Origin of the sequence: Natronococcus roseus (assembly GCF_043677095.1) — an archaeon.
Taxonomy (GTDB): Archaea; Halobacteriota; Halobacteria; order Halobacteriales; family Natrialbaceae; genus Natronococcus; species Natronococcus roseus.
This window is the reverse complement of sequence record NZ_JBHLJR010000001.1, coordinates 49,194-72,997: the sequence shown is the minus strand read 5'-3', so window position 1 is coordinate 72,997 and position 23,804 is coordinate 49,194. Positions and strand designations below refer to the sequence as shown.

The following is a 23,804-nucleotide window of genomic DNA, read 5'->3' as shown; positions in this document are numbered from 1 at the left end:
TTGTATCCGGACGACGTCGGTCGCGACATGGAACTGGATCTCGACGACACGACGGCGCTAGTGACGGCCTCCTCGAGCGGACTCGGATTCGCGAGCGCGCAGGCGCTGGCCGAGGCGGGTGCGAACGTAACGATCTGCGGCCGGGACGCGGAACGGCTCGAGGCGGCCCGCGAGGAACTCGAGGAGACGGCCGCGGGCGAGGTGCTGGCCGTCGAGGCCGACCTCACCGATCCCGACCACGTTTCGCGACTGGTGAGCGAGACGGTCGAGACCTTCGGCGGACTCGACCACCTCGTCACCTCCGCGGGCGGCCCGCCGAGCACGACCTTCCTCGAGACCAGCGAACAGCAGTGGTATCAGGCCTACGACTTGCTGGTGATGAGCGTCGTCTGGACGATCGAGGAGGCGCATCCACACCTGCGCGACTCCGAACACGGGACGATTACCTGCATCACCTCCCGAACGGTCAGAGAGGTCGCCGACGGTCTGTTGCTGTCGAACTCCGTTCGTCGCGGCGTGATCGGCCTGGTGAAGACGGTCTCGCGGGAGTTCGCCCCCGAGGTCCGGGCCAACGCCGTTCTTCCGGGAACGATCGAGACCCCCCGCATCGAGGAACTCGTCGAGGCCCGCGTCGAGCGCGGCGAGTACGACGACTACGAGTCGGGACTGATCGACCTCGCGGACGACATCCCGATGGATCGCATCGGCGATCCACGCGAACTAGGGGAGGTCGTGGCCTTCCTCTCGAGCCCGCGGGCGAGTTTCGTCAACGGCGCCGAGGTGCCGATCGACGGCGGACTGTTGCGTAGTTGAGATCGGTCGCGGCGGGCCGACCGCGTCCCGGACGAGGAGACGCGATCGTTCGTTCCGGGAACCGCCGTCGCTAAGAGCCCGTCCCCGCATTCACCGATCGTGAGCGACCTCGGCAAGATCGATCGGCAGTTCTTCGAATCGCGGATCGCACCCAACCTCGGCGCCGAGCGCGACGACGTCGTCCTAGGGCCGAGCCACGGCGTCGACTTCGGCGTCATCGACGTCGGCGAGCGGGCGCTGGTGACCGCCACCGACCCCGTCTCGATCCTTCCCGCGCTCGGCCTCGAGCGCGCCGCCCGGTTCGCGCTCGATCTGATCCTCGCGGACGTCGCCGTCAGCGCCATCCCGCCGTCGCATCTCTCGATCTGTTTTACGCTTCCGGAGACGATGAGCGACGAGGCGTTCGGAACCGTCTGGGAGACGATCCACGAGGAGTGTGCCGACCTCGGCGTCGCCGTCGTGACCGGCCACACCGCCCGCTACTCCGACCCCTCCCACCCCTGGATCGGCGCCGCGACCGCGATGGGCGTCGGCGACCACGCTGCCATCGTCCGTCCGGACGGCGCGCGGGCGGGCGACCGCCTCCTGTTGACCACTGGTCCCGCCGTCGAATCGGTCGGGCTCCTGAGCACGCTCTTTCCCGAGGAACTCGAGCTACCCGACGCCGTGATCGCCGACGCCCAGGAACGGCTCGAGGAGGTCCACTGCGTCCGGGACGCCCTCACCGCAGCCGCGGCGGGACCCGTCCGAGCGATGCACGACGTCACCGAGGGCGGGCTGGCGGGCGCCCTAAACGAGATGGCCACGGGTGCGGGCGCGCGGTTCGAAATCGACCGCGCCGCCGTCCCGATACGTCCCGGGGTCGCCGAAGTCTGTGAGCACCTCGAGATCGACCCCTGGGCGGCGACCAGCTGCGGCTCGCTCGTCATCGCCGTCGACCCCGGCGGCGTCGACGTGGTTCGCGAGGCACTCGAGGAACGCGGCACCGTCGTGGCCGACATCGGGCGGGTCGAGACGAGTTCCGACGGCGACGAAGGGGGCGTCCTCGCCGACGGCGAACGGCTCGAACATCCGCGTGTCGATCCCTCGTGGGACGCCTACGCGAAGCTGGCTGATAGACGGACGTAGCAGAGTGCTTCTCGAGAAAGTCGCGTGAAACACGTGTTCTGTACAGCGAACTTTTTTACCGAGGGCATCGGCTGACGCCGAGGCGTCAGCCTCAACCCCCGGCAAAAAACTTCGATGAAAAAAGGCCGACGGCTCGCCCACGGGGCTCGCCGTCGGTGAAACGCCTCGCTTCGCTCGGCGTATTCCTCTCTGTTCCATACGCACGCATTACGTGACGAATCGATCGATTTCGAGCACGACTCCGACTGAACGAAGAACCCGTCTACTCAACCCTTGCTAGGACTCGAGTTCCCGATCCGACTCCCGGAGCTCGCGTTGCTCGACCGAGTGACCGGTCTCGACGTAGTGGCGGATCATCACCTCGTTGAGTTCGCCGTCGTCGTCGACGCGACGGCTCCACTCACACTCCTCGCAGTACGCGACTGGCACATCCGGAGTTTCGAGTACGGGCTCTTGAATTATCTGGTTCAATTCAGTGAATTACGGGAGCAGTCCTCCGGGAGTCGAGGACCACCGTTAACTGCGCGCTCGCCGTACGACGCCCGATGCCAGACGCCGACGGTCGTCCGAACGTGTTGTTCGTCCTCACCGATCAGGAGCGCTACGACTACTCCGCGCCCGACGGCCCGTCCGTCGAGACCCCGACGGTGGATCGGCTCTCGGACGAGGGGATGCGTTTCGAGCGGGCCGTTACTCCGATCAGCATCTGTACGAGCGCTCGGGCCTCTCTTCTGACGGGGCTGTTCCCCCACGGTCACGGGATGCTGAACAACAGCCACGAGGCCGACGCGATCCGGGCGAACCTGCCGACGGAGCTGCCGACGTTCTCCGAGCTGCTCGCCGAGTCGGGATACGAACTCACCTACACGGGCAAGTGGCACGTCGGCGACGACCAGACGCCCGAGGACTTCGGTTTCTCCTATCTGGGCGGCAGCGACGTACACCACGACGACATCGACGAGGCGTTCCGCGAGTACCGCGAGGAGCGCGGGACCCCCCTCGAGGAGACCGAGCTCAAGGACGAGATCTACACCCGCGGCGGAAGCGAGGACGGAACCTTCGTCGCCGCGACGTCGCCGGTCGATGTCGAGGACACACGAGCCTACTTCCTCGCCGAGCGGACGATCGACGCGATCGAGGCCCACGCCGAGGACGACCGCGAGGAGCCGTTCTTCCACCGGGCGGACTTCTACGGTCCCCACCACCCCTACGTCGTCCCCGAGCCGTACGCCTCGATGTACGACCCAGCGAAGATCGACCGCCCCGACAGCTACGCCGAGACGTTCGACGGGAAACCCCGGGTCCACGAGAACTTCCTGCACTACCGGGGCGTCGCCGACTTCGACTGGGACACCTGGGCCGAGGCGGTCGCGAAGTACCGCGGGTTCGTGACCATGATCGACGACCAGCTCGAGCGGATCCTCGAGACGCTCGAGGAACGCGGGCTCGAGGAGGAAACTGCGGTCGTCCACGCCTCCGACCACGGCGACTTCGTCGGGGGCCACCGCCAGTTCAACAAGGGGCCGCTGATGTACGACGACACCTACCGGATCCCGCTACAGGTTCGCTGGCCGGGCGTCGTCGACCCCGGTTCGGTTTGCGAGGACCCCGTTCACCTCCACGATCTGGCCGCGACCTTCCTCGAGATGGGTGGTCTCGAGGTTCCGGACTCGTTCCACTCGCGGAGTCTCGTTTCTCTGCTCGAAGGGGACGCCGACGCGGCCGACGATCGGCCGGATTCAGTGTTTGCACAGTACCACGGCGACGAGTTCGGGCTCTACACCCAGCGAATGGTCAGAACGAGAGGGTACAAGTACGTCTACAACGGGCCCGATATCGACGAACTGTACGATCTCGAGGACGACCCCGCGGAGCTGCAGAACCTGATCGACCACCCCGGCTACGCCGACGTTCGCGAGGCGATGCGGGAGCGACTGGTCGCCTGGATGGACCGGACTGACGACCCGAACCGGAAGTGGGTGCCGGACGTCCTACGAGAACGGGACTGAGGCAGGATCCGTCGCCCGACCCGGAAGCGTACGTTTACGGTCCCGAAGCGGGTAGCCACGCCCATGACCGACGGACCGATCGCGACGGAGGGGAACCGATGAGCCGATCCGGACGCGACGACCCCGGGCCCGAGGAGCTTCGCGAGCGAGCCGCCGAGGACGAGGCGATCGCCGACGCGCTCGAGGACCTCGTCATCGAGCTCCGGGACGAACCGGTCAAAGAGAGCCGACTCGAGGGGTTGTTCGACGAGGCGACGACCAGCGATCCGGGGATCTGGAACACCGTCACCGCCTTCATCGACGTCGAGGACGGCGACGCCGTCGTCACCGACGAATCCAAACTCGCGGCGGGGAAGTGGGCCCCCGAGATCGTCGACGACTGCGACACGATGGTGACGATCGATATCCAGCGCGGGCTGATGCCCGACGACTTCAAGTATCAGGTCGGCCGCGAGCTCCAGGATCGGATCACCGAGTTCCGCGAGGAGGCCGCGAAGAAACAACAGGAGGCCGCGGACCTCGAGACCGACGGCAACGGAGGATGACTCCTCGCGGCCGACGGCAACGAGTCGCGACAGAAGTATATCAGGTCGGCGTGACGATGATGTATGTCCGAATTCGTCACGCCGCCACCGTTGGAACGGGGCGATCTCGTCGCCGTCCTCGCTCCCTCGAGCGGCGGGGCGCGGGAAGCACCCCACATCTTCGAGCTGGGCCTCGAACGGCTTCGCAACCGATTCGAGCTCGAGCCAGTCATCTACCCGACGGCCCGGCAGGGAAACGAGTTTCTGGCTGCCAACCCCCGCGCCAGAGCTGCGGACGTCCACGCTGCCTTCCGCGATCCCGATATCGGTGGAATCGTTGCCACCATCGGCGGCAACGACCAGCTACGGATCCTGAAACATCTCGACCCGGACGTCCTCCGTGCCAATCCGACCCGGTTCTACGGGATGAGTGACAACACCGCCCTCCAGTTGTTCCTGTGGAACGCGGGCGTCGTCTCGTACAACGGCGCACAGCTGATGAACGAGCTCGCCGTCCCGGGCGAGCTGCCCGGCTACACTGAGCGGTACTGTCGGCGCGCGTTTTTCGAGGACGTCCTCGGTCGTCTCGAGCCGGCCGCCGAATGGACCGACGAGCCCTCGACGTGGTGGACCGATCCCTCGGCGATGGACTCGCCGCCGACCTACGAGCCGAACCCGGGCCGACGGTGGGCAGGTGGAAGCGACGCCGTCGAAGGGCGAGCGTGGGGCGGGTGTCGCGCGATCGTCGAGTGGTTCCTGGCGACCGATCGGTTCATGCCAGCACGGAGTGACCTCGACGGGGCGATCCTGTGTCTCGAAACCGCCGAATCGGTCCCCGGGCCCGACACCGTCGGCGGGACCCTCATGTGTCTCGGCGAGCGCGGGCTGCTCGAGCGGTTCGACGGCGTCGCGATCGCGCGTCCACCGACCCGGAGCTTCCTGGAGGAGCCGCCCCGCGAGCAACGGGAGACCTACCGCGAGCGACTGTACGCGGAGATCGTCGAGCAGGTTCGGCGGTACAACTCGGAGGCGCCCGTCCTGTTAGGTCTCGACTGGGGACACACGACCCCGATCGCGCCGCTGCCGATCGGAGGTCGCCTCCGACTGGAGCCGGGGACGGAGACGGTGCGGTGTTGCTGAGCGAGGGCTCGACTCCCCGTTCGGTCGGCTCCGTCTCGAGTCCGTTCTGCCGGGGGTGAGAGGCCAGGACGAAAGCCACGGCGCTCGGCGTCGACGACCGTCAGGCGCCGAACTCCGGCGAATTACGTTCCGGCTCGAGGCGTCGGCGTGCCACGTCCGCGAGCGCAAACCCCCAGAGGAACGCGACCGCGAACTGCGGCAGCGTCGGCGCGTAGTCCGTCGGCACTAGGAGCCACAGCCCGACCGTTGCGACGACGATACCGAGGACGCTCCCGATCGTCGCCGCGATGTCGTCGACGTGGGAGAGATCAACCTCCTCGAGGGCAAACGACGCCGAGGCGCCGACTGTGACACCGACGCCAGCGGCGAGCAGCGTCGCCTCCGTCGAGACGATTTCGCGACCGGGACCCAGAAGCAAGAGCGGGGTCATCGCGATGGCGATCAGCAGCGGCCGACCGACGAACGACCGTCGGTCCGCCTCGTATCGGCGGCCGTCGCTCGGCGGGGGCTCACCCATGACGTTCGGTTACCCCTCGAACGGCATAATTGTTGCCAGCTAACCAGTGTGTGACGGTACCCGACTCGGTACCTGAACCGGGCACGGTCACTCGACGGCGACGTCCTCGCGCTCGAACCCGTCGTCCTCGCGCCAGCGCCAGGAGCCGATCTCGAAGGGGTCGAGCGAGACGATGACGTACGACCGGTCGGGCCAGGTCGCGTCGGCCGCGTCGGTCTCGCTGGGGTGGGGTGGGCCCTGCGGGTGAGAGTGATAGAAGCCGACGATCTCCTCGCCCCGATCCTCGAGGCGATCGAAGATTGCGAGCTGTTCCTCGGGGTCGATCCGGTACCGGGTTCGAGGGTGCTCGGCGGCGTTTTCGGCGGGGTACTGCGATCGAACCTCGCTTCGACCGTTCGACTCGTACTCGCCCCCGAGGACGCCACAGATCTCGAGCGGTATCCCGTCACGAGCTCGGTCGACGATCTCGTCGCGAACGGTTTCAGGCAGTGCCAGCACGGCTACGGGGTCGGATCCGCTCGCGGCTCGGTTGAGGAATCGCTTCTGTCGGTTTCGAGCCCCTCGAGCTCGTCGAACGGGACCGCGACCGAGTCGGCGGGCCCGTCGAACAGCTCGGGGCTGACGATCGGTGCCAGCGCCTCGAGGGTGTCTACGAGCCGCGGTCCGGGCCGGTTGAGATAGTGGTGGCCGTCCATCGCCCACACTCGACCCTCGCGGACCGCCGCGAGCTCGTCCCACCCCTCGCGCTCGGTGAGGTCAGCCCGATTCGCGGCGGTCTGCTCGAGCCCGAACCCGCAGGGCGCGACGACCACGAGTTCGGGATCGTACTCGAGGATCTCCTCCCACTCGCGAGGGGTCGAGCGCTGGCCGACGTCGGCCAGCCCGTACTCGCCCCCGGCCCAGTCGACGAGTTCGGCCGTCCAGTGGCCCGCGATCATGACGGGGTCGGTCCAGTCGAAGATGGCGACCCGGGGTCGCTCCTCGCTCGCGATAGCGGCTGTTTGCTCCCGAACGGATTCGATTCGGTCCTCGAGCTCCGCTCGAACCGCTCGAGCGCGCTCCTCGCGACCTGTCGCACGGCCGACTCGCTCGAGGTCGTCCAGCACGTCCTCGACGGTGTGGGGGTCGACCGTCAGGACGTCGGGATCGTCCTCGATGCGATCTACCGCGTCGGCGATCACCGCCTCGTCGACCGCACAGACGTCGCACATCCCCTGCGTGACGATCAGGTCCGGCTCGAGCTCTCCGAGCAGGTCGACGTCGACCTCGTAGACGCCGCCGTCGGTCTCGCCGATCTCGAGGACCTGGCGGTCGATCTCCTCGCTCGAGGCGTCAGCGTCGACGCGGGAGCGCGTGATCGACGGCAGGGACGCGACGCGCTGTGGATAGTCACACTCGTGGGAGACGCCGACGGGCTCGAGGTCCAGCGCGGTGACGAGTTCCGTCGCCGATGGAAGCGTCGTAACGATTCGCATACCTCCCGTAGGAACGGCAGGATCAAAAGCTGCGGCCCCGGCGAAGCGACGAAATCAGTACTCGTCGAGATCCCGCTCGGAGTCGTCGCCGAACTCGTGGTCCGGATCCGCCGAGTCGCCCGGCTGTTCGGTCGGATCGTCCTCGATGTCGATCGTCGTCTCGGTCGAGTCCTCGTCGATGTCGAACTCGTCGGTCCCGAGTTCCTCGCCGTCGACGCCGACGCTGCCGTCGGTGATCTCGATGGTGACGCCGTCGTGGTCGCGCTGGCGGCCGACCATCTTCCCGGTCGCGGACTCGAGCTCGTCGTTGACCGCCCACGCGAACCGCAGGACTGTCTCGAGCTCGGTGCCCGCCTGCCGAACCCCTCGTTCGGCGGGGAGCTCGCCCAGGCTCTGGGCGCCCTCCGGGTGGAGGTACTGAATCGGGTGATCGTTGGGCACTTCGCGGAGGTCGACGTTAAACGACCAGAGGTACGGCAGCAGCTGCACGGCGTACCCCTGCGGTTTCGGCGCGCGGCGACCCGCCGCGGTAAAGGCGAGGGTCAGCGCCGACGACTCCGCGTCGGTGTCGAAGTAGACGCCGTCGAAGCCGGGAATCGAGATGCGCATACCCAAGAGTCGGTCCGTTCGGGGGTAAGACTGGAGCCGGCACTCCCAGCCCCTTTTATTAGAACCGGTCCGCGAACTTGTCCCGCCTGTTGATGTCGAGTTCGCTCACGCTCGAGCGGTCCTGGCTCGCGACGAAGCGGATCGCCTCGGCGACCTCCTCGGGCTCGCTGGCCTCGCTCTCGTCGAACGCCTCGGCGAACGTCTCGCCGCTGGTGGTCTCGAACTCCGAGCGGACCTCCGCGGGGTTGACAATGCTGACGCCGACGCCATCGTCCCCGACCTGTGCCGCGACGCTCTTAGCGAACCCGCGAACCCACCACTTCGAGGCGGCGTAGATCGGGTTAAAGGAGCGGGGATACTGCCCGGCGAAGCTGCCGAGGAAGATCAGGTGACCCTCCCGCTCGCGGACGTGGGGAATCGCCGCGCGAGTCGCGTAGAAGACGCCGTCGACGTTGGTCTCCTGCATCGTCTCGTACTCCTCGGTGCTCATCTCGGCGATCTCGCTTCCCCGGGAAAGCCCGGCGTTGTTCACCAGGATGTCGAACCCGCCGAAGCGATCGACGGTCTCCTCGATCAGGGCGTCGACGTCCGCTTCCTCGCGGACGTTCGTCGGGACGACGAGTGTCTCCACGTCGTGTTCGCTCTCGAGGTCGTCGGCCAACTCCTCGAGGTCGCCCTCGCTTCTGGCCGCGAGGACGACGTTCGCCCCCGCGTCCGCAAGCTCCCGGCAGGTCGCCGCGCCGATCCCCGCGCTCGCTCCGGTGACGATCGCCGTCTGCTGCTCGAGCGTGTCGGTCATCGTACCGAGTCGGACGGCCGTTACCCCCTAAGCGTTTCCGAAGGGCTCGAATGTGTCCGGTTCGGGTTCGTCAGTAATCGTCGAGTCCGTACAGCTCGCCGTACTTCGACTCGACGTACTCGAGGAAGTACTTCGCCGTGAGCGGTTCGCCCGTCGCGACCTCGATCAGCTCCTCGGTGGGGTAGCGCTGGCCGTGGCGGTGGACGTGCTCGGCCAGCCACTCCCAGAGCGGCTCGAACTCGCCCTCGCGGATCAGGCCGTCGACGTCGAGATCCTCGCGGATCGCGGCGTCGAGCTGGGCTGCGAGCACGCTGCCGACGGTGTACCCCTGGAACGCCGCGAAGCCGTACGACCAGTGGGTGTCCTGGAGACAGCCGTCGGTGTCGGTTTCGGGGACGACGCCGAGGTAGTCGTCCATCCTCTCGTTCCAGACGCTCGGAATCTCGGAAACCGACAGGTCGCCCTCGACGAACGCCCGGTCGATCTCACACCGGAGGATGATGTGGAGGTGGTAGGTGAGTTCGTCCGCCTCGACGCGGATCAGGTTCTCCGGGTAGATCCGGTTGACTGCGGCGTAGGCCTCGTCGACGGTGACGTCCTCGAGGTGCGGGAAGTGGTCTTTCATCGTCGGGAGGAAGAACTCCCAGAACGCCCGCGTCCGGCCGACGTGATTCTCCCAGAACCGCGATTGGGACTCGTGGACGCCCGAGGAGAGCGAGGCGCCGAGGGGGTTGCCGTACTCCTCTTTCGGCAGTCCGAGCTGGTAGCTGGCGTGGCCGAACTCGTGGATCGTCGCCATCAGGGCGTCGATCGGGTCGTGCTCCCGGAACCGGGTGGTGATCCGGGCGTCGAACTGGTTGCCCGACATGAACGGGTGTGGTGCGGTGTCGAGGCGACCGTGTCCCTCGGGATAGCCGAGCAGATCGACGACCTCCTGAGAGAGGGTCATCTGATCGGCTTCGTCGTACGCGTACTCCGGATCCCGGAACGGCGAGGGAAGCTCCCGGCCCTCGGCCTCGATCGTTTCGATCAGCGGGACGAGCCCCTCGCGAAGCTCGTCGAAGATCCCCTCGACGGTCTCGAGCGGGAGGTAGGGCAGGCTGTCCTCGTACAGCACTCTGTAGGGGTTCGCATCGGGGTCGATCGCCGCCGCCCGCTCGCGGTGGAGGCCGATTAGTTCCTCGAGGTTCGGCGCGAAGCGCTCGAAGTCGTCGGCGGCTTTCGCCTCTTGCCAGACCTGCTGGGTCTCGGCCTGGTGGGCCGCGAGCCGTTCGACCAGCGCTGCGGGCACCTCGGCGGAGCGGTCGTACTCCCGGCGCAGTTCGCGGACGACGGCCGCCTGTTCCTCGTTCAGGCCGATAGAATCGAGCTCCTCGAGCCACTCGCCGACCTCGTCGTCGACCAGCAGCTCGTGACCCAGTCCGGACAGCGTCGAGAGCTGGCCGGCTCGAGCAGGGGTTCCGCCCTCGGGCATCATCACGCGCTGGTCCCAGCCCAGCGCCATCGAGGCCATCTGGACATCGGTGAGCTTCTCGGAGCGCTCGAGGAGGGCGTGGTAGGCGTCGGGCGCGTCAGCGGTGTCGTGGGTTTCGTCAGCGGTCCCCATGTTTCGGTTCGAAGTATACGGTAGGGAATACTAAACGCTCGGATCGAGACGCGAGCTGGCAGCAAATTCAAGTCGGGCTCGTTCCAGCGAACTCGAGAACCGACCCACAGAAACGGTTCGGTACGCTCAAGCACGGGTGCAGAGAACACCCGATCCGTGACCCGATATCGGAACGGCGGTCTGTTTCTCACCCTCTGTCTCATCTGGGGAACGACGTTCGTCGCGATCAGCGCCGGGCTGTTGCACTTTCCGCCGGTGTTGCTCGCCGCGTTTCGGTACGATCTCGCCGCAATACTGCTCCTCGCGTACGTCTATCACGCGGAGACCGCGTGGCGTCCACGGGGGCGAAACGAGTGGGCGGAGGTCGCCGTCGGTGCGGTGTTTCTCATCGCCGCGTACCACGCGTTCCTCTTTACCGGCCAACAGTACACGACCGCCGCGACGGCCGCAATCGTCGTGAGTCTTACCCCGATTCTCTCGGCCGGTTTCTCGCGGGTGTTCGTCCCGGAGTACTCGCTGACTCCGATCGGCATCGGCGGGCTTCTGTTCGGCGTCGCCGGCGTGGTCGTCATCGCACGGCCTGACCCCGCAAACCTGCTGTCCTCGGACGTCATCGCTACCGGTCTCATCTTCTGTGCCGCTTCGGCGATGGCGCTCGGAAGCGTCCTCTCGCAGCGGATCGAGTCGTCGCTTCCCACGCTTACCATGCAGGCGTGGGCGATGCTCGGCGGAGCGATTCTCATGCACGCGGTGAGCGCGTCGGTGGGCGAACCGATCGACGTCGGCGCGTGGACACACCCGGAGGCGATCGGCTCGCTGGCGTTTCTCGTGGTCGTCTCGAGCGTGCTCGGCTTCTTCCTGTACTTTACCCTGCTCGAGAATCTCGGCCCGGTCGAACTCAACATGGTCTCGTACGTCGCGCCCGCCATCGCCGCGGTCGTCGGGTGGCTCTATCTCGGCGACGAGATCTACCTCTCGACCGTCTTCGGATTCGTCCTCATCGCCGTCGGATTCGTCCTCACGAAGCGGCGGTTCATCGCACGGGAGCTTTCGACGCTGAAAACTGAACAGACGGCCGACTGATTCCCCCGCGGCTTCAGCTGGGGGATTTCGTGCCGCGTCCGTGGGCCCGCTTTCGGACGCGGAACTACGTCGTCGCGCTCCCGATCGCACGGACTCCCGATCGACACCCGAATAGGGGATACTCGTTCGGAGAAGCGAGAAGCGATCCCGACGAACGGTCTCAGTAGTCCTCGAGGTCGTACAGCTCGCCGTACTTCGATTTCACGTACCCGAGGAAGTAGTCGGCCGTGAACTCCTCACCGGTCGCTTCTTCGATCAGGTCAGGAGTGGTGTACCGGCAGCCGTGCTGGTGGATCTGCTCGCGCAGCCAGCCGTTGAGCTCGTCGAACTCCCCCGCTCGAATATCGTCGTCCAGATCGCCGAGGTCGTCCTCGGCAGCGGCGTACAGCTGGGCCGCGAGCACGGAGCCGAGCGAGTACGTCGGGAAGTAGCCGAAGGAGCCGTGAGACCAGTGGATGTCCTGCAGACAGCCCTCCGCGTCGGTTTCGGGCCGGACGCCGAGGTACTCCTCGTACTTGTCGTTCCAGACTTCGGGAACGTCCTCGACGTCGAGGTCGCCCGAGATGAGGTCGCGCTCGATCTCGAAGCGGATCACGATGTGGAGGTGGTAGGTGAGTTCGTCCGCCTCGACCCGGATAAGGTTGTCGTCGTACACCTGGTTGGCGGCCTCGTAGGCCTCTTCGGGAGTTGCGTCCTCGAGCTCTCCGAACCGGTCGGCGACGGTCGGCAGGAACTGCTCCCAGAACGGCTGCGAGCGGCCGACGTGGTTCTCCCAGAGGCGGGACTGGGACTCGTGGACCGTCAGGTCACGGGAGTCCCCGAGGGGGGTGCCGTAGGCCTCGTCGGGCAGTCCGAGCGTGTAGTTGGCGTGGCCGAACTCGTGGATCGTCGAGGTCAGCGAGCCCAGCAGGTCGTCTTCCTCGAAGCGGGTCGTGACGCGGGCGTCGAACTGCGTCCCCGAGGAGAACGGGTGGGGTGCGGTGTCGAGGCGACCGCGACCCCAGTCGTACCCCAGTGCGTCGAGGACGTCGCGGGCCAGCGCCTCCTGGTCGTCGTCGTCGAACTCTCCCGCAAAGGTATCGGTGGCGAGGTCGACGTCGCTGTCCTGGATCGCGTCGATCAGCGGAACGAGCTCCTCGCGCAGGCGATCGAGCACTCGCTCGGCCGTCTCGAGATCCAGGTAGGGCTCATAGTCGGCGAAGAGCACGGCGTAGGGGTCGGCGTCGGGGTCGATGTGCTCGGCGTACTCCCGCTTGAGTTCGACGAGCTTCTCGAGGGTCGGCGCGAACTGCTCGAAGTCGTCTTCCTCCTTCGCCTGCTTCCAGGTCGGGTGGGCGTTGGCGCTCGTCTCGGAGATCTCCTCGACGAGTTCCTGTGGGACGCTCGTCTCGCGGTCGTACTGACGTCGCACTTCCCGAACCGCGGCCTGCTGTTCGTCCCCGAGCTCCGCGGACTCGAGGGTCTCGAGCAGGTCGCCGGTCTCGTCGGCGGTCAGCAGTTCGTGGCTGATCGAGGACAGCGCCGAGAGCTGCTGTGCGCGGGCGGGCGTCCCCTCCTCGGGCATGACGACCTCCTGGTCCCAGCGGAGGATTCCGGCCGCGTTGCCGACGTTCGAGATGCGTGTAATGCGTTCTTCGAACTGATCGTAGGTCTCGCCGCGCTGCTCGCTCTGAGCCTGGTCGGTTGCCATTAGCTCGCAATACTTACGGAAGTGCCATCAACGTCGTGGTTCCGGAATCCACTCGCCGTAGCGGTTCGAGTTCAGTTCTCCGAAAAAAGCTCGAGAATGATACATCTGTGGGAACTGCAAGCCACGGACTGTTTGTCGAGACTGGTGAGTAACGTGATGCAATGGTCGTCGCATCACTCGTCGTGTTCATCGTCAGCTTGCTCATCGGCGCCCTCGGGATCTTCCTCGGGGCGAAGTTCGTCGCGGATGTCGAGGACTACACCTACGCGTTCATCACTGCCCTCGTCGGGGCGATCGTCTGGGCAGTCGTTGGGTTCTTCCTTGGCTGGATCCCGCTGTTGGGTCCGATACTGGTGTTCCTCGCGTACCTCGCCGTGATCAACTCCCGGTATCCGGGCGGCTGGATCGAGGCACTCACGATCACCGTCGTCGCCTGGCTGTCGGTGCTCGTCGTGCTGTACGTGCTCGCGTTCGTCGGGCTTACCGGATTCGAGGCGGCCGGCGTCCCCGGTGCCTAACCGTCCTACTGCATCGCGTTACAGAGATTCGAGGAGAAAACCCACGACTTCAGTCGTGGGAGGAAGTCAGATACGCACTCGCTTTTCCGACGTGAAAATACGAGCGCGGCGTCGCGCTCACCGACGGTGAAGAGTTATCCGATTCGATCGCCAATTCGTGACCAATGGGACTGTTCGAGAAACTCGGCCGCAAGGTCGGCGAGTTCACGCACGAGGCGAAGGAGGCGGCCGCCGACGAGGCGGGGTACCGCTGCGAGGAGTGTGGAAACACGTTCTACACCGAGCAGGCGTGCCCGGAGTGTGGCAGCGAGAACGTCACCGAACGCGACGCGAACGCTGGCGACGAGCACAGCCCGGACGAACGTGACGCGACGGAGGGATCCAGCGGCGAGGGTGACGCGACGGAACCGGCAAGCGACGAGGAATCCGAACCGTCGACCGATTCCGCCGACGTCTCCGCGCCGACCGGCGAAACCGACGATACGACCGACCGCGAGTGAGGGGACAGCGCGACAGCGGCGTCAGCGCGGCCACGTCTCGGCCGCGCGACGGTAGAGGTCGACACAGCGCTCGAGCACCGCGATCGAGACGCTCTCCGTATCGGTGTGGGCCTCACCGGGTTCCGAGGCGCCACAGATCACGCACTCGGTCCCCGCTCGCGAGAGCCAACCGGCGTCGGTCGCGTGCGGTTTCGTCACGAGCTTCGGCGCGCCCGACTGGGCACCGTCAGCCGCCTCGAGGACCGCCTCGGCGAACGCCTCGTCGTCACACTCCATCGGCGGCAGGTCCTGATCGATCGTCCACTCGACGCCCTCGAGGTCCTCGACCCGCTCGAGAGTCGCCCGCTCGCCGGGCACCGTCCGCTCGTCGACCGTCAGCTCACAGCGGTCGGGAACGACGTTCATCGCCGTCCCGCCCTCGATCTCGGTGACGACGACGCTGCCCGCGAGCCGCTCGCCGGCCACCTCGACCGTCGGCGCCTCGAGATTCCGAACGACGTCGACGGCGTCACTCGCCCGGTAGATCGCGTTCTCGCCGGCCTCCTGTTCGCTCGCGTGAGCTCGCGCTCCGCGGGCGGTGATCGTGCTCCCGCGGCGTCCCTTGTGGGCGACGGCGACGTCGGTGACGCCGGGCGCCGAGTACCCGGTCGATCCCTCGCCGACGATCGCGTAGTCGGGCGCGAACCCGTTCTCGATGGCGTGGCGAGCGCCGACCCCTCCGACTTCCTCGCCGACGAAGCTCGCGAAGACGAGTTCGCCGGCAGGGTCCGCATCGCGGAACGCGACCGCTGCCGCGGCGACCGCTCCCTTCATGTCCGCCGTTCCCCGACCGTACAGTCGGCCGTCGCGCTCCTCGACGACGTACTCGTCGCCGCCCGGGCGGACCTGCGAGTCGGCGGGCTCGACGACGTCGTGGTGGCCCACGAGCGCAAGCGTCTCCTTTCCCGTTCCCTTGCTGGCGAGGACGTTGCCGACCTCGTCCCGCGTTACCTCGGCCGCGGTCTCGCGGCGCAACCACTCCTCGAGCAGGTCTCCTGCAGCCGTCTCGTCCTCGTGGCTCGGCGTCCGTACGAGCTCCCGAGTCAGATCGATGACCGACATGGGCGTCCCTTTCATTTCGGAGTAGTTGATTGCACCGCAGTCGTGGGACCGACTGACGCCCCCTTCATGTGCTTGAACACCCTTATTGGCGTTCGGGACCCAGTAGACGGTATGAATGTCGTGCCGGATACGAGCGTGGTCATCGACGGCCGCGTCTCGGCGACGATCGAAGACGGGCAGTTCGAGGGAGCGACGATTTCGGTGCCGGAAGCCGTCGTCGCGGAACTCGAGGCGCAGGCCAACGACGGCCTCGACAGCGGCTGGGACGGACTTTCCGAGCTCCAGCGGCTCGCCGACCTCGCCGACGAGGGCGCCATTACGCTCGAGTACGTCGGCGACCGACCGAACGCCATCGAGCGCGGCCACGCCTCCGAGGGCGAAATCGACGCGCTGATCCGCGACCTCGCCGAGGAGCTGGGCGCCACGTTCCTGACGAGCGACATCGTCCAGGCCGAGGTCGCCCAGGCGAAGGGTCTCGAGGTCGAGCACGTCTCCCCAGAGGTCCGGGAGGTCGGCACGCTGACGATCGAGGAGTTCTTCGACGACGGGACGATGAGCGTCCACCTGCGAGCCGGCGCCGTCCCGAAGGCCAAACGCGGCGAGCTCGGCGAGATGCGCTACGAGGAGATCGCCGACGAACCGCTCGACGAGGAGACGATCGACGAGTACGCCCGCGAGATCGTCGACGGCGCCAAGGAGTCCCACGACGGATTCATCGAACTCTCGGAACCGGGGATGAAAATCGTCCAGTTCCGGGACTACCGGATCGCCATCGGCAGACCCCCGTTCTCGGACGGCATCGAGATCACCGCCGTCCGCCCGATCGCCCAGACCGACATCGAGGACTACGAGAACGCCGACGAGCTGAAAGAGCGGCTGCTCGAGCGCCAGCGGGGCGTCCTCATCTCGGGGGCGCCGGGCGCCGGGAAGTCGACGTTCGCACAGGCGGTCGCCCGCTTCATCTCGAACAACGACTACGCGGTCAAGACGATGGAGAAACCGCGTGACCTGCAGGTCGGCCCCGAGATCACCCAGTACACCGAGCTGGCCGGCGAAATGGAGAAGACGGCCGACGCCCTGCTGATGGTCCGACCCGACTACACCATCTACGACGAGGTCCGCAAGACCGATGACTTCGAGGTCTTCGCGGACATGCGCCTGGCCGGCGTCGGCATGATCGGCGTCGTCCACGCGACCCGACCGATCGACGCGCTCCAGCGACTCGTCGGCCGCGTCGAACTCGGCATGATCCCCCAGGTCGTCGACACCGTCGTTTACATCGAGGCCGGGGAGGTCAACACCGTCTACGACGTCCGCACCGAGGTCAAGGTCCCCGCGGGGCTCACCGAAGAGGACCTCGCTCGACCCGTCATCCAGGTCACCGACTTCGAGACGGGCGAACCCGACTACGAGATCTACACGTTCAACCGCCAGGTCGTCACCGTCCCGCTCAACGACGACGAGGGCGGCCCCGGCAGCGAGTCGGGCGTCGACCGCATCGCCAAACAGGAGATCGAACGCGAGATCCGCTCGGTCGCGCGAGGGTACGTCGACGTCGACCTCAAGAGCCAGGACAAGGCGATCACCTACGTCGAGGAGGACGACATCTCAAGCGTGATCGGCAAAGGTGGCGGCCGCATCACCGACATCGAGAACCGACTCGGGATCGATATCGACGTCCGAACCCACGACGAGAATCCGAACTACGGAGCCGGAAGCGGCGGTAGCGGCGGCGGAGCCGGCGGAAACACTGCCAGCTCCCAGCCCGGCGAGATGGTCACGCCGGAGATCACCTCGAGGCACATCGTCATCCCCGTCGACGGCAGCCACGGCGAGACCGTCGAGGTCCAGGCCGGCGGCGACTACCTCTTCACCGCGACGGTGAGCCGCGGCGGCGAGATCCAGGTCTCGCGAGGCAGCGCGATCGCGGACGATCTCGAGCAGGCGATCGATCGGAAGGACCCGATCACGGTTGTTCCCTCCTAAGACTCCGACCGCGAGCGAAGCGAGCGGCTTTTTGGTGGAGATTTTTGCGCGAGCGGTCGGCTCGCCGACCCGAGCGGAAAAAGGTCCGTGCGTGAGATCCAGGTCTCGCGAGGCAGCGCGATCGCGGACGATCTCGAACAGGCGATCGACCGCAAGGATCCGATCACGGTTGTTCCCTCCTAAGACTCCGACCGCGACCGAACGAGAGCGCGGCGCAACGCCCCCAGAGGACGGACGGGCAGCGCCCGTGAGTCAGCGAGCGAGTGGTCGAGACGGGTCCCTTCTTTCGATAGCTTGACTTTAGAGATACGGACCGCTGTTCGTGAATCAGATTTTGTTTCGTCCAGTTATTTCGACTGTATTGAGATAGATGAACGTCTTTTCCACTCCACAGTCGTGCTACGACCACCCATACAGAGGGTACTAGCTGTATAACCGTAAAGCACTTAACAAAGACAAATGTCTGAGTTGTTGTAGATCAATACCACGTGATTCAACTATGGGTGCTAAAAGAAAAACGTTCGTCTACTCGGAGCTCGAGAACGGTGTCGGACCGTTCATTACTGATCGTGACGCCCTCGAGGCCGTTCGGGACCGGATCACCGACGACCTCCGCCGGACCGTCGCCGACGCCGGCGCGGACGGTATCGTCGTCGCGATGAGCGGCGGGATCGACTCGACGGTGACTGCCGCGCTGGCCGTCGAGGCGCTGGGAAGCGACCGAGTGCTTGGGCTCGGCTTACCCTGTCACAAGAGCGATCGGACGCAGGTCAACGAGGCCCGGACGATCGCCGACGGGCTCGGCATGGAGTTCCGCGAGATCCAGCTCCAGCCGCTGCTGGGAGCCTTCGAGGAGACGATCGGGGCCGAGTTCGAGTCGGCGTCTGCCGAGCGACCGAACGAGCGCAACCGCGCGATCGGAAACGTGATCGCGCGACTGCGAATGTGCTGTGCGTACTACGCCGCGAACCGCGGCTCCCGGCTCGTCGTCGGAACGGCAAATCGCTCGGAGCTCCTGCTTGGCTACTTCACGAAGTACGGCGACGGTGCTGCGGACACGTATCCGATCGGAGACCTCTACAAGACCGAAGTCTGGGCGCTCGCCAAGCGACTCGGCGTTCCAAGACGCATCATCAGCAAGACGCCGACCGCCGGCTTCTGGGCGACTCAGACCGACGCCGGCGAGCTCGGCGCTCCGTACGACGTCATCGATCCCCTGCTCTACCGCCTCGTCGACGAGGGCCAGACCCTCGAGGAGGCGGTCGCCGCCCTCGAGATCGACCCCGACCTCGCCCGTGAGATCGTCTCGCTGTTCGCCGAAACGGCACACAAGCGGACGACGCCGCACACGCCGGAAATCGCGAACCGGGACGGGTTCGCGTCGGTCGATCCCTGACCGCTACTCGAGGTAGACGTCCGGGTTCCGCCACCAGAACAGTCCCCAGGAGAGCATGAAACCGACGGCCATCGCGACGATGTCCTGGACGATCTGGGGCAGTCCGAGATCGACGATCGCGACCAGAACGATCGACGAACCCAGCGCCGCGCCGGCAACGACGAACGCCAGGTCGCCCGCGATCCGCTCCTGTGATCGGTCCCAGTAGTGCTGGCGACTCTCGTCGTACCAGACGCCGACGTAGATCAACACCGGCGACATGAGCGTGATGACCGTGATCGACTGGTACGCCTCCGGCAGTCCCGCGGGAAACAACACGAGCTGGTTGAGTATCTGTGCCAGGATCGACATGACGAACAGTCCGGCCAGCAGCCACCCCCACCGCGGCAATCGCTCCTTGTCCATACACGGACGCGATCACCACTGAAAAATAATCCTGCCGTTTCCGGTCTACTCCGCGCAGCAGGCGTCCTTCTTCGGGGATTCCTCGACGCCGCTGCCGTCGGCCGCGACGGGTTCCTCGAGGCGGTAGAGGCTCTGTCTGGCGTCCGCAAAGTAGATATCCTCGTCGACGATGCCAATATCTCCGAGTCGTTCGAGGGCGTAGCGGACGGTTCGAGCCGAGAGCATCGACTCCTCGACGATCTGTTTCTGCGTGAGCGGACCGTCGTACTCGAGAACCTTGAACACGAGTTTCGCGCTCGGTGGCAGATCCTCGAGGTCCTCGCCGTCAGTCGCGGTCATATTACGTTTCGAAAGCTCCCAGTAGTATAAAAGTTGAGCCTTACAGGGATGGAGTTCGACATAATATATCGCCCACACGGAGCGAGTAAAATGGTTCCATGGGTTCTATGCCGCAAAATCCCGACTATTTGACCGATCAGTCAGTCTGGCCGGGGACTTCTCAAAAACGGCCGTCGGGAGCGGGGACACCGGCCACGGCTCGGTCGATGGACAGGTCAGATCCGTTCCCAGGCGTCGTCGTCGTCGGGATCCGGAAGTTCGCCGACCGACTCCTCGGCGGCAATAGCGGATCCGTCGCTCGTCTCTGCGGCCGTATTGCCGAGTTCGAGTTCCGGCCAGGCGGTTCGCTCCCATTTGCCGCGTTCGGAATGGTAGTAGACGACGTTGTCGTTGACGACGGCGAACAGTCCGCGCTGTCGGTCGTGGACAACGCGTGCGTTCGTATCGATAGCGACGTCGACGACGTCCTCGAGGGTATCGAGCTCGACGTGGTAGTCGCCGACCCACATCGGGATCGATCCCTCCGAGATCCACTCCGCGTAGCGGCGTTCGTGGACGGATCGACGGGCCGACTCGGGATCGATCGGTCGTCGCGTGTGTACGACTCCGGCTCCGGCGAGTGCGAGCAGTCCGAGCGCTGCTAACCCGGCGACGGCCGCCGCGTTCGGCGACTCCCCGACCTCGACCTGGGCCGTCTCGCTGTGGTCGGTCGACTCCGTCAGCTCCGACTCCTCGAGCCAGTAGGCGTCCTCGGTCAGCTCGAGCTGACTCGACACCGTCTGCTCGTCGGCGTGGGTTCCCGTATCGTAGACGGCGACGACTTCGAGCACCGTTCTGACGGTTCCGACGTCGTCGAACTCCGCCTCGACGTCGGCTCGTTCGGCCGCGAGCGCGTCGACGTCGATCGTCGTCTCCGATCGCGCGACGTCGTCCTCGATAGCTGCGGCGGTCCGTTCCTCCCGTACCGTCTCCTCCCAGAAGACCGCGTCCTCGTGTTCGGCCTCGTGGCGGACGTGGACCTCGTGGACGACCTCGGCGTCGTCGCTCGGAACCGACGTCTCCGCGGTGAGGGTCAGCTCCGGCGCCTCGGGCAGCGTGTAGACCGGGTTCTCCTCGAGTTCCGTCCCGGCCTCCCAGGGGCCGTCCTCGACGATCGTCGCGCTCGTCGTCACCTCGGTTGCGACGGTCTCCTGATCGACCTCCTCGGTCGTCGTCGACGTCCCCGGCGTCGCTGCAACCCAGCCGGCGCCGACGAGTGCGAGCACTCCCACGAGCGCGAGAGCGATCGCGAGGGATCGACCGCGGTCCGCGATCACCAGATCAAGACGTGGGTTATCGATCACGCTCACCTCCACCCAGCGCCCTCTCCCGGTGTTCGCGCCGTCTTCGAACCCGAGTGTCCCTCGAGCGAACAGGTCGCTGGGGAGAACTGTTCATACGTGCGGCAAGAGTCCCGATCGTGATAACGGTAGCGGCCCCAAATACCTACCGCCACCGACGCAGTCGACGCCGAAGCCGCGTCGAGAGCGGAACGTGATCGCCGGGGCTTCGGATCCGGAAGTCGCCCCGTCCGAACAGGAGTATGACGGTTCCGACGACGGCGCCGACGAGCACGAGATCCACGGCGGCGATCGCGGCGAGCGGGTGAATTCCGTGCAACCAGACGAGCAGCGAAGGGGGAAGGACGGTCAGATAGCGGTACTCTCCGACGTGGCTGGTGTACTCGCCGGTCTCCTGGGGAGCCGATACCGACAGCGTCGTCGCGCTCTCCGAGCGGGGACCGAGCGTCTGCGATCCGGGCTCGGCCTCGAGCCCCCCGCCGGTTTCGTGGACGACGACCACCGGGGCGTAGCCGGCGTTTTCGACCTCTCGAGTCAGTTCGCTCGTCTCGCCCGGAGCCAGTATCTGGGGATCGTCGGTCGGCGACTCCGTGACGGCGACCTCGTACTCGTAGGTACCGGCGGGGGCCACCATCGCCGCGGTGGCCAGCGCGACGATCACGAACACCACGAGCACGACGGTTCCCCAGAACGCGTAGACGTTCTCCCGGGCGGTCGACCGCGCCGTCTCGCGTCGCGTAACACCCACTCGATCGAGGAGGAGTCCCACGCCGAACAGCGCAACGCCGAGCCCGACCAACACCGAACCCATACCGTGGCTGTCGGCCGGCGAGACGTCGATAACTGACGCGACCGTCCCGTACGCCGACTCGAGGGCACTCTGGACGCCCATTATCGCAGTTCCAAGATAGGGGATCGTCACGACCTCGCCGCCCGGCTGCCAGGCGACGGCGACGATCTGCTCGTCGCTCACCGGCGGCTCGTCGCCACCCTGGTCAGTAAAGGGGTTGGCGTCACCCGCCGTCACGTACCCCTCGGGCGTTTCCTCGACGATTCGGTGGGTCGTCAGTTCGCCGCCGTGGAGCTCCTGGGCGTCGAAGACGACGACGTCGCCCTCGCTGGGCGAGCCGGCGACGGTGTCCGGTATGGCGACGAACCCGTCGCCGGCGTCCATCGTCGGCTCCATGCTCCCCGTCGCGACGTAGCCCAGCAGGATCGGCTGGCCGAGCACCTGCCCGACGACGAGCAGGGCGACGGCGAGGACGACGAGTCCGGCCGCGCCTCGAGCGAGGAGCGTTCGCATTCAGTATCTGTCTACTGTAGCGAGTGTGAATATCTTAAACCTGTCTGCCGATTGGGAAAGTATCAAACGAGGGTGCCTGTTATCAACCCCGGTCGCAGTCGCTCGAGTCGAGCGCGGGCAGCTCGTCGGTCAGGTAAGTGACAATCGTAACGGTTTCGTTCCGAAATCATGCGCGCTTCAGAGAGGCGAACGATTCGAGAGTTATGTTTCGGACTCTTCTTGCGCTTCAGCGACGAACGTCACCGTTCCATTTTCTGTCGACAGTTCATCTTCGGTATCGAAGATTACGTCTAGATCAATGCTGTTATCCTCGCCGGTATCGAGTCCCACCCCGTTTTCCTCCTCCTCCAGATCCGTTTCATCGTGCTCAATAGCCATATCTCCAGGAATCTCGTCGATACTCAGATCGACAGTGTTCTCACCGTTATTCGTAACCGTAATCGCCCCATCAAACGTCGTCTTGGCGTCCTCGTTTAGATCATCGACATTGATTTCGATCTGCCCGTCATCTTCTCCGCCGAGCGTTTCGCTGTTGATCTCAAAGGCTAGCAGCGCGTCGGAGTCGTCCGTCGTTCCGAAGTTGACCGTTCGATCCGCCTCGACAGTGCTGAACGCGCCGGTGCCGAGTGCTGCGCCGCCGCCGGCGACGATCGTTCCGAGTCCGATGAGCGTGTTTCGTCGATTGAGTTTCATTATGGAAGTTACCTATTGCCGCCGGCGACCGTGATCTCGAGCGAGGTCGCGGACGGTTCCTGTCTCGAGCTACACGGCCCACACACTTTGTATTTGTTACCCTGAAAGTCAGCTTAGATAGTTGTTATCTATTCAAGCCCTCCCAGAAGCGGACCACAACGGTCATCGTACCGTTTCAGCTCCGGAACGAACGGTGAAACGAACGCGTTGGCCAGTAGGCTTATCTATCGGTAGTCAGTACTGTGCGCTGTACTGACGTTCTAATGGCGACGAACAGGGCCGCCGGCGAGGCGCAGACGGATCTCGACGAGCCGACGCCGGACCGCGGCGAGATATTCGGCCTGCTTTCCAACCAGCGGCGGCGGTACGCGATCCACTACTGCAAACGCGAGGACGGACCGGTCGAGCTCGGCGACCTCGCCGAGCACGTCGCCGCCTGGGAACTCGAGAAGGAGATCTCGGAGTTGACCGCTGCGGAACGAAAGCGCGTCTACACCTCCCTCCAGCAGAGCCACCTGCCGACCCTCGAGCGGGCTGGGATGGTCGTCTTCGACGATCGGACGATCGAACTCACCGAGGAGGCCGCCGAACTCGACGTCTACCTCGATATCGTTCCCGGCGACAGCGTCCCATGGGGTGTCTACTATCTCGGACTGTCCGTGATCGCGTCGATCGTAATGGGTGGCCTGTGGCTCGAGGTCGTTCCGACCGGGACAATTCCGGCGCTCGGCTGGACGACCCTCGTGGTCGGGCTGTTCGCGGCGTCGTCGATTGTCCACGTCGTTCAGAACCGACGGATGCGGCTGGGAGAGGTAGAACGCCCACCGTAA

At 65.7% G+C, this 23,804-nt stretch carries 25 protein-coding genes; 11 read left to right on the top strand and 14 right to left on the bottom strand.

The genetic code is table 11. From position 1 onward, the window contains the following. Positions 1–27 precede the first annotated feature (27 nt). Together ACFEMD_RS00420 and ACFEMD_RS00415 are read left to right on the top strand one after the other, a co-directional pair. A complete protein-coding gene (locus tag ACFEMD_RS00420; RefSeq protein ID WP_394738913.1) occupies positions 28–813 on the top strand; it encodes an SDR family oxidoreductase in 786 nt (261 codons plus the stop codon). A gap of 99 nt (positions 814–912) precedes the next feature. Next, the gene (locus ACFEMD_RS00415; RefSeq protein ID WP_394738912.1) at positions 913–1,941 is read left to right on the top strand and encodes a HypE family hydrogenase expression/formation protein; all 1,029 of its coding nucleotides are present in this window, start codon (positions 913–915) and stop codon (positions 1,939–1,941) included. Positions 1,942–2,217: 276 nt separating this feature from the next. On the opposite strand, the gene ACFEMD_RS00410 is transcribed toward ACFEMD_RS00415, so the two are convergent. Then, a complete protein-coding gene (locus tag ACFEMD_RS00410) occupies positions 2,218–2,370 on the bottom strand; it encodes a hypothetical protein (RefSeq protein ID WP_394738911.1) in 153 nt (50 codons plus the stop codon). 116 nt (positions 2,371–2,486) lie between these two features. Here ACFEMD_RS00410 and ACFEMD_RS00405 point away from each other — a divergent pair, with 116 nt between their 5' ends. From ACFEMD_RS00405 to ACFEMD_RS00395, 3 genes are all read left to right on the top strand, one after another. After that, a complete protein-coding gene (locus ACFEMD_RS00405) occupies positions 2,487–3,950 on the top strand; it encodes a sulfatase-like hydrolase/transferase (RefSeq protein ID WP_394738910.1) in 1,464 nt (487 codons plus the stop codon). 98 nt (positions 3,951–4,048) lie between these two features. Next, positions 4,049–4,495, top strand: a complete 447-nt coding sequence (locus ACFEMD_RS00400; protein WP_394738909.1) for a hypothetical protein — start codon at positions 4,049–4,051, stop codon at positions 4,493–4,495. 63 nt (positions 4,496–4,558) lie between these two features. Further along, positions 4,559–5,614 (top strand): S66 family peptidase, encoded by a 1,056-nt coding sequence (locus tag ACFEMD_RS00395; protein WP_394738908.1) that lies wholly within the window; start codon positions 4,559–4,561, stop codon positions 5,612–5,614. 100 nt (positions 5,615–5,714) lie between these two features. On the opposite strand, the gene ACFEMD_RS00390 is transcribed toward ACFEMD_RS00395, so the two are convergent. The 6 genes from ACFEMD_RS00390 to ACFEMD_RS00365 all read right to left on the bottom strand — a co-directional run bounded on the left by ACFEMD_RS00390 (position 5,715) and on the right by ACFEMD_RS00365 (position 10,620). Next, a complete protein-coding gene (locus ACFEMD_RS00390) occupies positions 5,715–6,131 on the bottom strand; it encodes a hypothetical protein (protein ID WP_394738907.1) in 417 nt (138 codons plus the stop codon). 87 nt (positions 6,132–6,218) lie between these two features. Next, positions 6,219–6,629, bottom strand: a complete 411-nt coding sequence (locus ACFEMD_RS00385; RefSeq protein WP_394738906.1) for a desampylase — start codon at positions 6,627–6,629, stop codon at positions 6,219–6,221. A gap of 2 nt (positions 6,630–6,631) precedes the next feature. Next, complete coding sequence (locus ACFEMD_RS00380; protein WP_394738905.1) at positions 6,632–7,606, bottom strand: ABC transporter substrate-binding protein; 975 nt, start codon at positions 7,604–7,606, stop codon at positions 6,632–6,634. Between the two features lie 54 nt (positions 7,607–7,660). After that, positions 7,661–8,215, bottom strand: coding sequence for a hypothetical protein (locus ACFEMD_RS00375; protein WP_394738904.1), 555 nt, complete (start codon positions 8,213–8,215; stop codon positions 7,661–7,663). A gap of 58 nt (positions 8,216–8,273) precedes the next feature. Continuing rightward, positions 8,274–9,014 carry an SDR family oxidoreductase gene (locus tag ACFEMD_RS00370; protein ID WP_394738903.1) on the bottom strand — a complete coding sequence of 247 codons (741 nt, stop codon included), beginning with the start codon at positions 9,012–9,014 and terminating at the stop codon, positions 8,274–8,276. Positions 9,015–9,084: 70 nt separating this feature from the next. Continuing rightward, positions 9,085–10,620, bottom strand: coding sequence for a carboxypeptidase M32 (locus ACFEMD_RS00365; RefSeq protein ID WP_394738902.1), 1,536 nt, complete (start codon positions 10,618–10,620; stop codon positions 9,085–9,087). 156 nt (positions 10,621–10,776) lie between these two features. Between ACFEMD_RS00365 and ACFEMD_RS00360 the strand changes: the two genes are divergently transcribed. Further along, complete coding sequence (locus ACFEMD_RS00360; protein WP_394738901.1) at positions 10,777–11,703, top strand: DMT family transporter; 927 nt, start codon at positions 10,777–10,779, stop codon at positions 11,701–11,703. A gap of 160 nt (positions 11,704–11,863) precedes the next feature. Here ACFEMD_RS00360 and ACFEMD_RS00355 read toward each other — a convergent pair whose 3' ends face one another. Then, positions 11,864–13,393, bottom strand: coding sequence for a carboxypeptidase M32 (locus ACFEMD_RS00355; protein WP_394738900.1), 1,530 nt, complete (start codon positions 13,391–13,393; stop codon positions 11,864–11,866). A gap of 161 nt (positions 13,394–13,554) precedes the next feature. On the opposite strand from ACFEMD_RS00355, the gene ACFEMD_RS00350 reads away from it, so the two are divergent. After that, on the top strand, positions 13,555–13,911 hold the full coding sequence (locus ACFEMD_RS00350) for a hypothetical protein (RefSeq protein WP_394738899.1): 357 nt from the start codon (positions 13,555–13,557) through the stop codon (positions 13,909–13,911). A 164-nt stretch (positions 13,912–14,075) separates the two neighbouring features. After that, positions 14,076–14,411 (top strand): FmdB family zinc ribbon protein, encoded by a 336-nt coding sequence (locus ACFEMD_RS00345; RefSeq protein ID WP_394738898.1) that lies wholly within the window; start codon positions 14,076–14,078, stop codon positions 14,409–14,411. A 21-nt stretch (positions 14,412–14,432) separates the two neighbouring features. Here ACFEMD_RS00345 and ACFEMD_RS00340 read toward each other — a convergent pair whose 3' ends face one another. Continuing rightward, positions 14,433–15,512: a M20 family metallopeptidase gene (locus ACFEMD_RS00340; protein ID WP_394738897.1), complete on the bottom strand. Its 1,080-nt coding sequence runs from the start codon at positions 15,510–15,512 to the stop codon at positions 14,433–14,435. A 111-nt stretch (positions 15,513–15,623) separates the two neighbouring features. Here ACFEMD_RS00340 and ACFEMD_RS00335 point away from each other — a divergent pair, with 111 nt between their 5' ends. Together ACFEMD_RS00335 and ACFEMD_RS00330 are read left to right on the top strand one after the other, a co-directional pair. Then, a complete protein-coding gene (locus tag ACFEMD_RS00335; protein ID WP_394738896.1) occupies positions 15,624–17,498 on the top strand; it encodes a PINc/VapC family ATPase in 1,875 nt (624 codons plus the stop codon). A gap of 499 nt (positions 17,499–17,997) precedes the next feature. After that, positions 17,998–18,894 (top strand): NAD+ synthase, encoded by an 897-nt coding sequence (locus ACFEMD_RS00330; RefSeq protein ID WP_394738895.1) that lies wholly within the window; start codon positions 17,998–18,000, stop codon positions 18,892–18,894. A 3-nt stretch (positions 18,895–18,897) separates the two neighbouring features. Here ACFEMD_RS00330 and ACFEMD_RS00325 read toward each other — a convergent pair whose 3' ends face one another. From ACFEMD_RS00325 to ACFEMD_RS00305, 5 genes are all read right to left on the bottom strand, one after another. Further along, complete coding sequence (locus ACFEMD_RS00325; protein WP_394738894.1) at positions 18,898–19,299, bottom strand: hypothetical protein; 402 nt, start codon at positions 19,297–19,299, stop codon at positions 18,898–18,900. 45 nt (positions 19,300–19,344) lie between these two features. Then, positions 19,345–19,638 carry an ArsR family transcriptional regulator gene (locus tag ACFEMD_RS00320; RefSeq protein WP_394738893.1) on the bottom strand — a complete coding sequence of 98 codons (294 nt, stop codon included), beginning with the start codon at positions 19,636–19,638 and terminating at the stop codon, positions 19,345–19,347. A gap of 215 nt (positions 19,639–19,853) precedes the next feature. Beyond that, positions 19,854–20,981: a DUF5305 family protein gene (locus ACFEMD_RS00315; protein ID WP_394738892.1), complete on the bottom strand. Its 1,128-nt coding sequence runs from the start codon at positions 20,979–20,981 to the stop codon at positions 19,854–19,856. A gap of 142 nt (positions 20,982–21,123) precedes the next feature. Beyond that, entirely contained in the window at positions 21,124–22,281 is a 1,158-nt protein-coding gene (locus tag ACFEMD_RS00310; RefSeq protein ID WP_394738891.1) for a S26 family signal peptidase, read from the bottom strand. A 201-nt stretch (positions 22,282–22,482) separates the two neighbouring features. Next, a complete protein-coding gene (locus ACFEMD_RS00305) occupies positions 22,483–22,974 on the bottom strand; it encodes a hypothetical protein (protein WP_394738890.1) in 492 nt (163 codons plus the stop codon). 263 nt (positions 22,975–23,237) lie between these two features. Between ACFEMD_RS00305 and ACFEMD_RS00300 the strand changes: the two genes are divergently transcribed. After that, on the top strand, positions 23,238–23,804 hold the full coding sequence (locus ACFEMD_RS00300; RefSeq protein ID WP_394738889.1) for a DUF7344 domain-containing protein: 567 nt from the start codon (positions 23,238–23,240) through the stop codon (positions 23,802–23,804).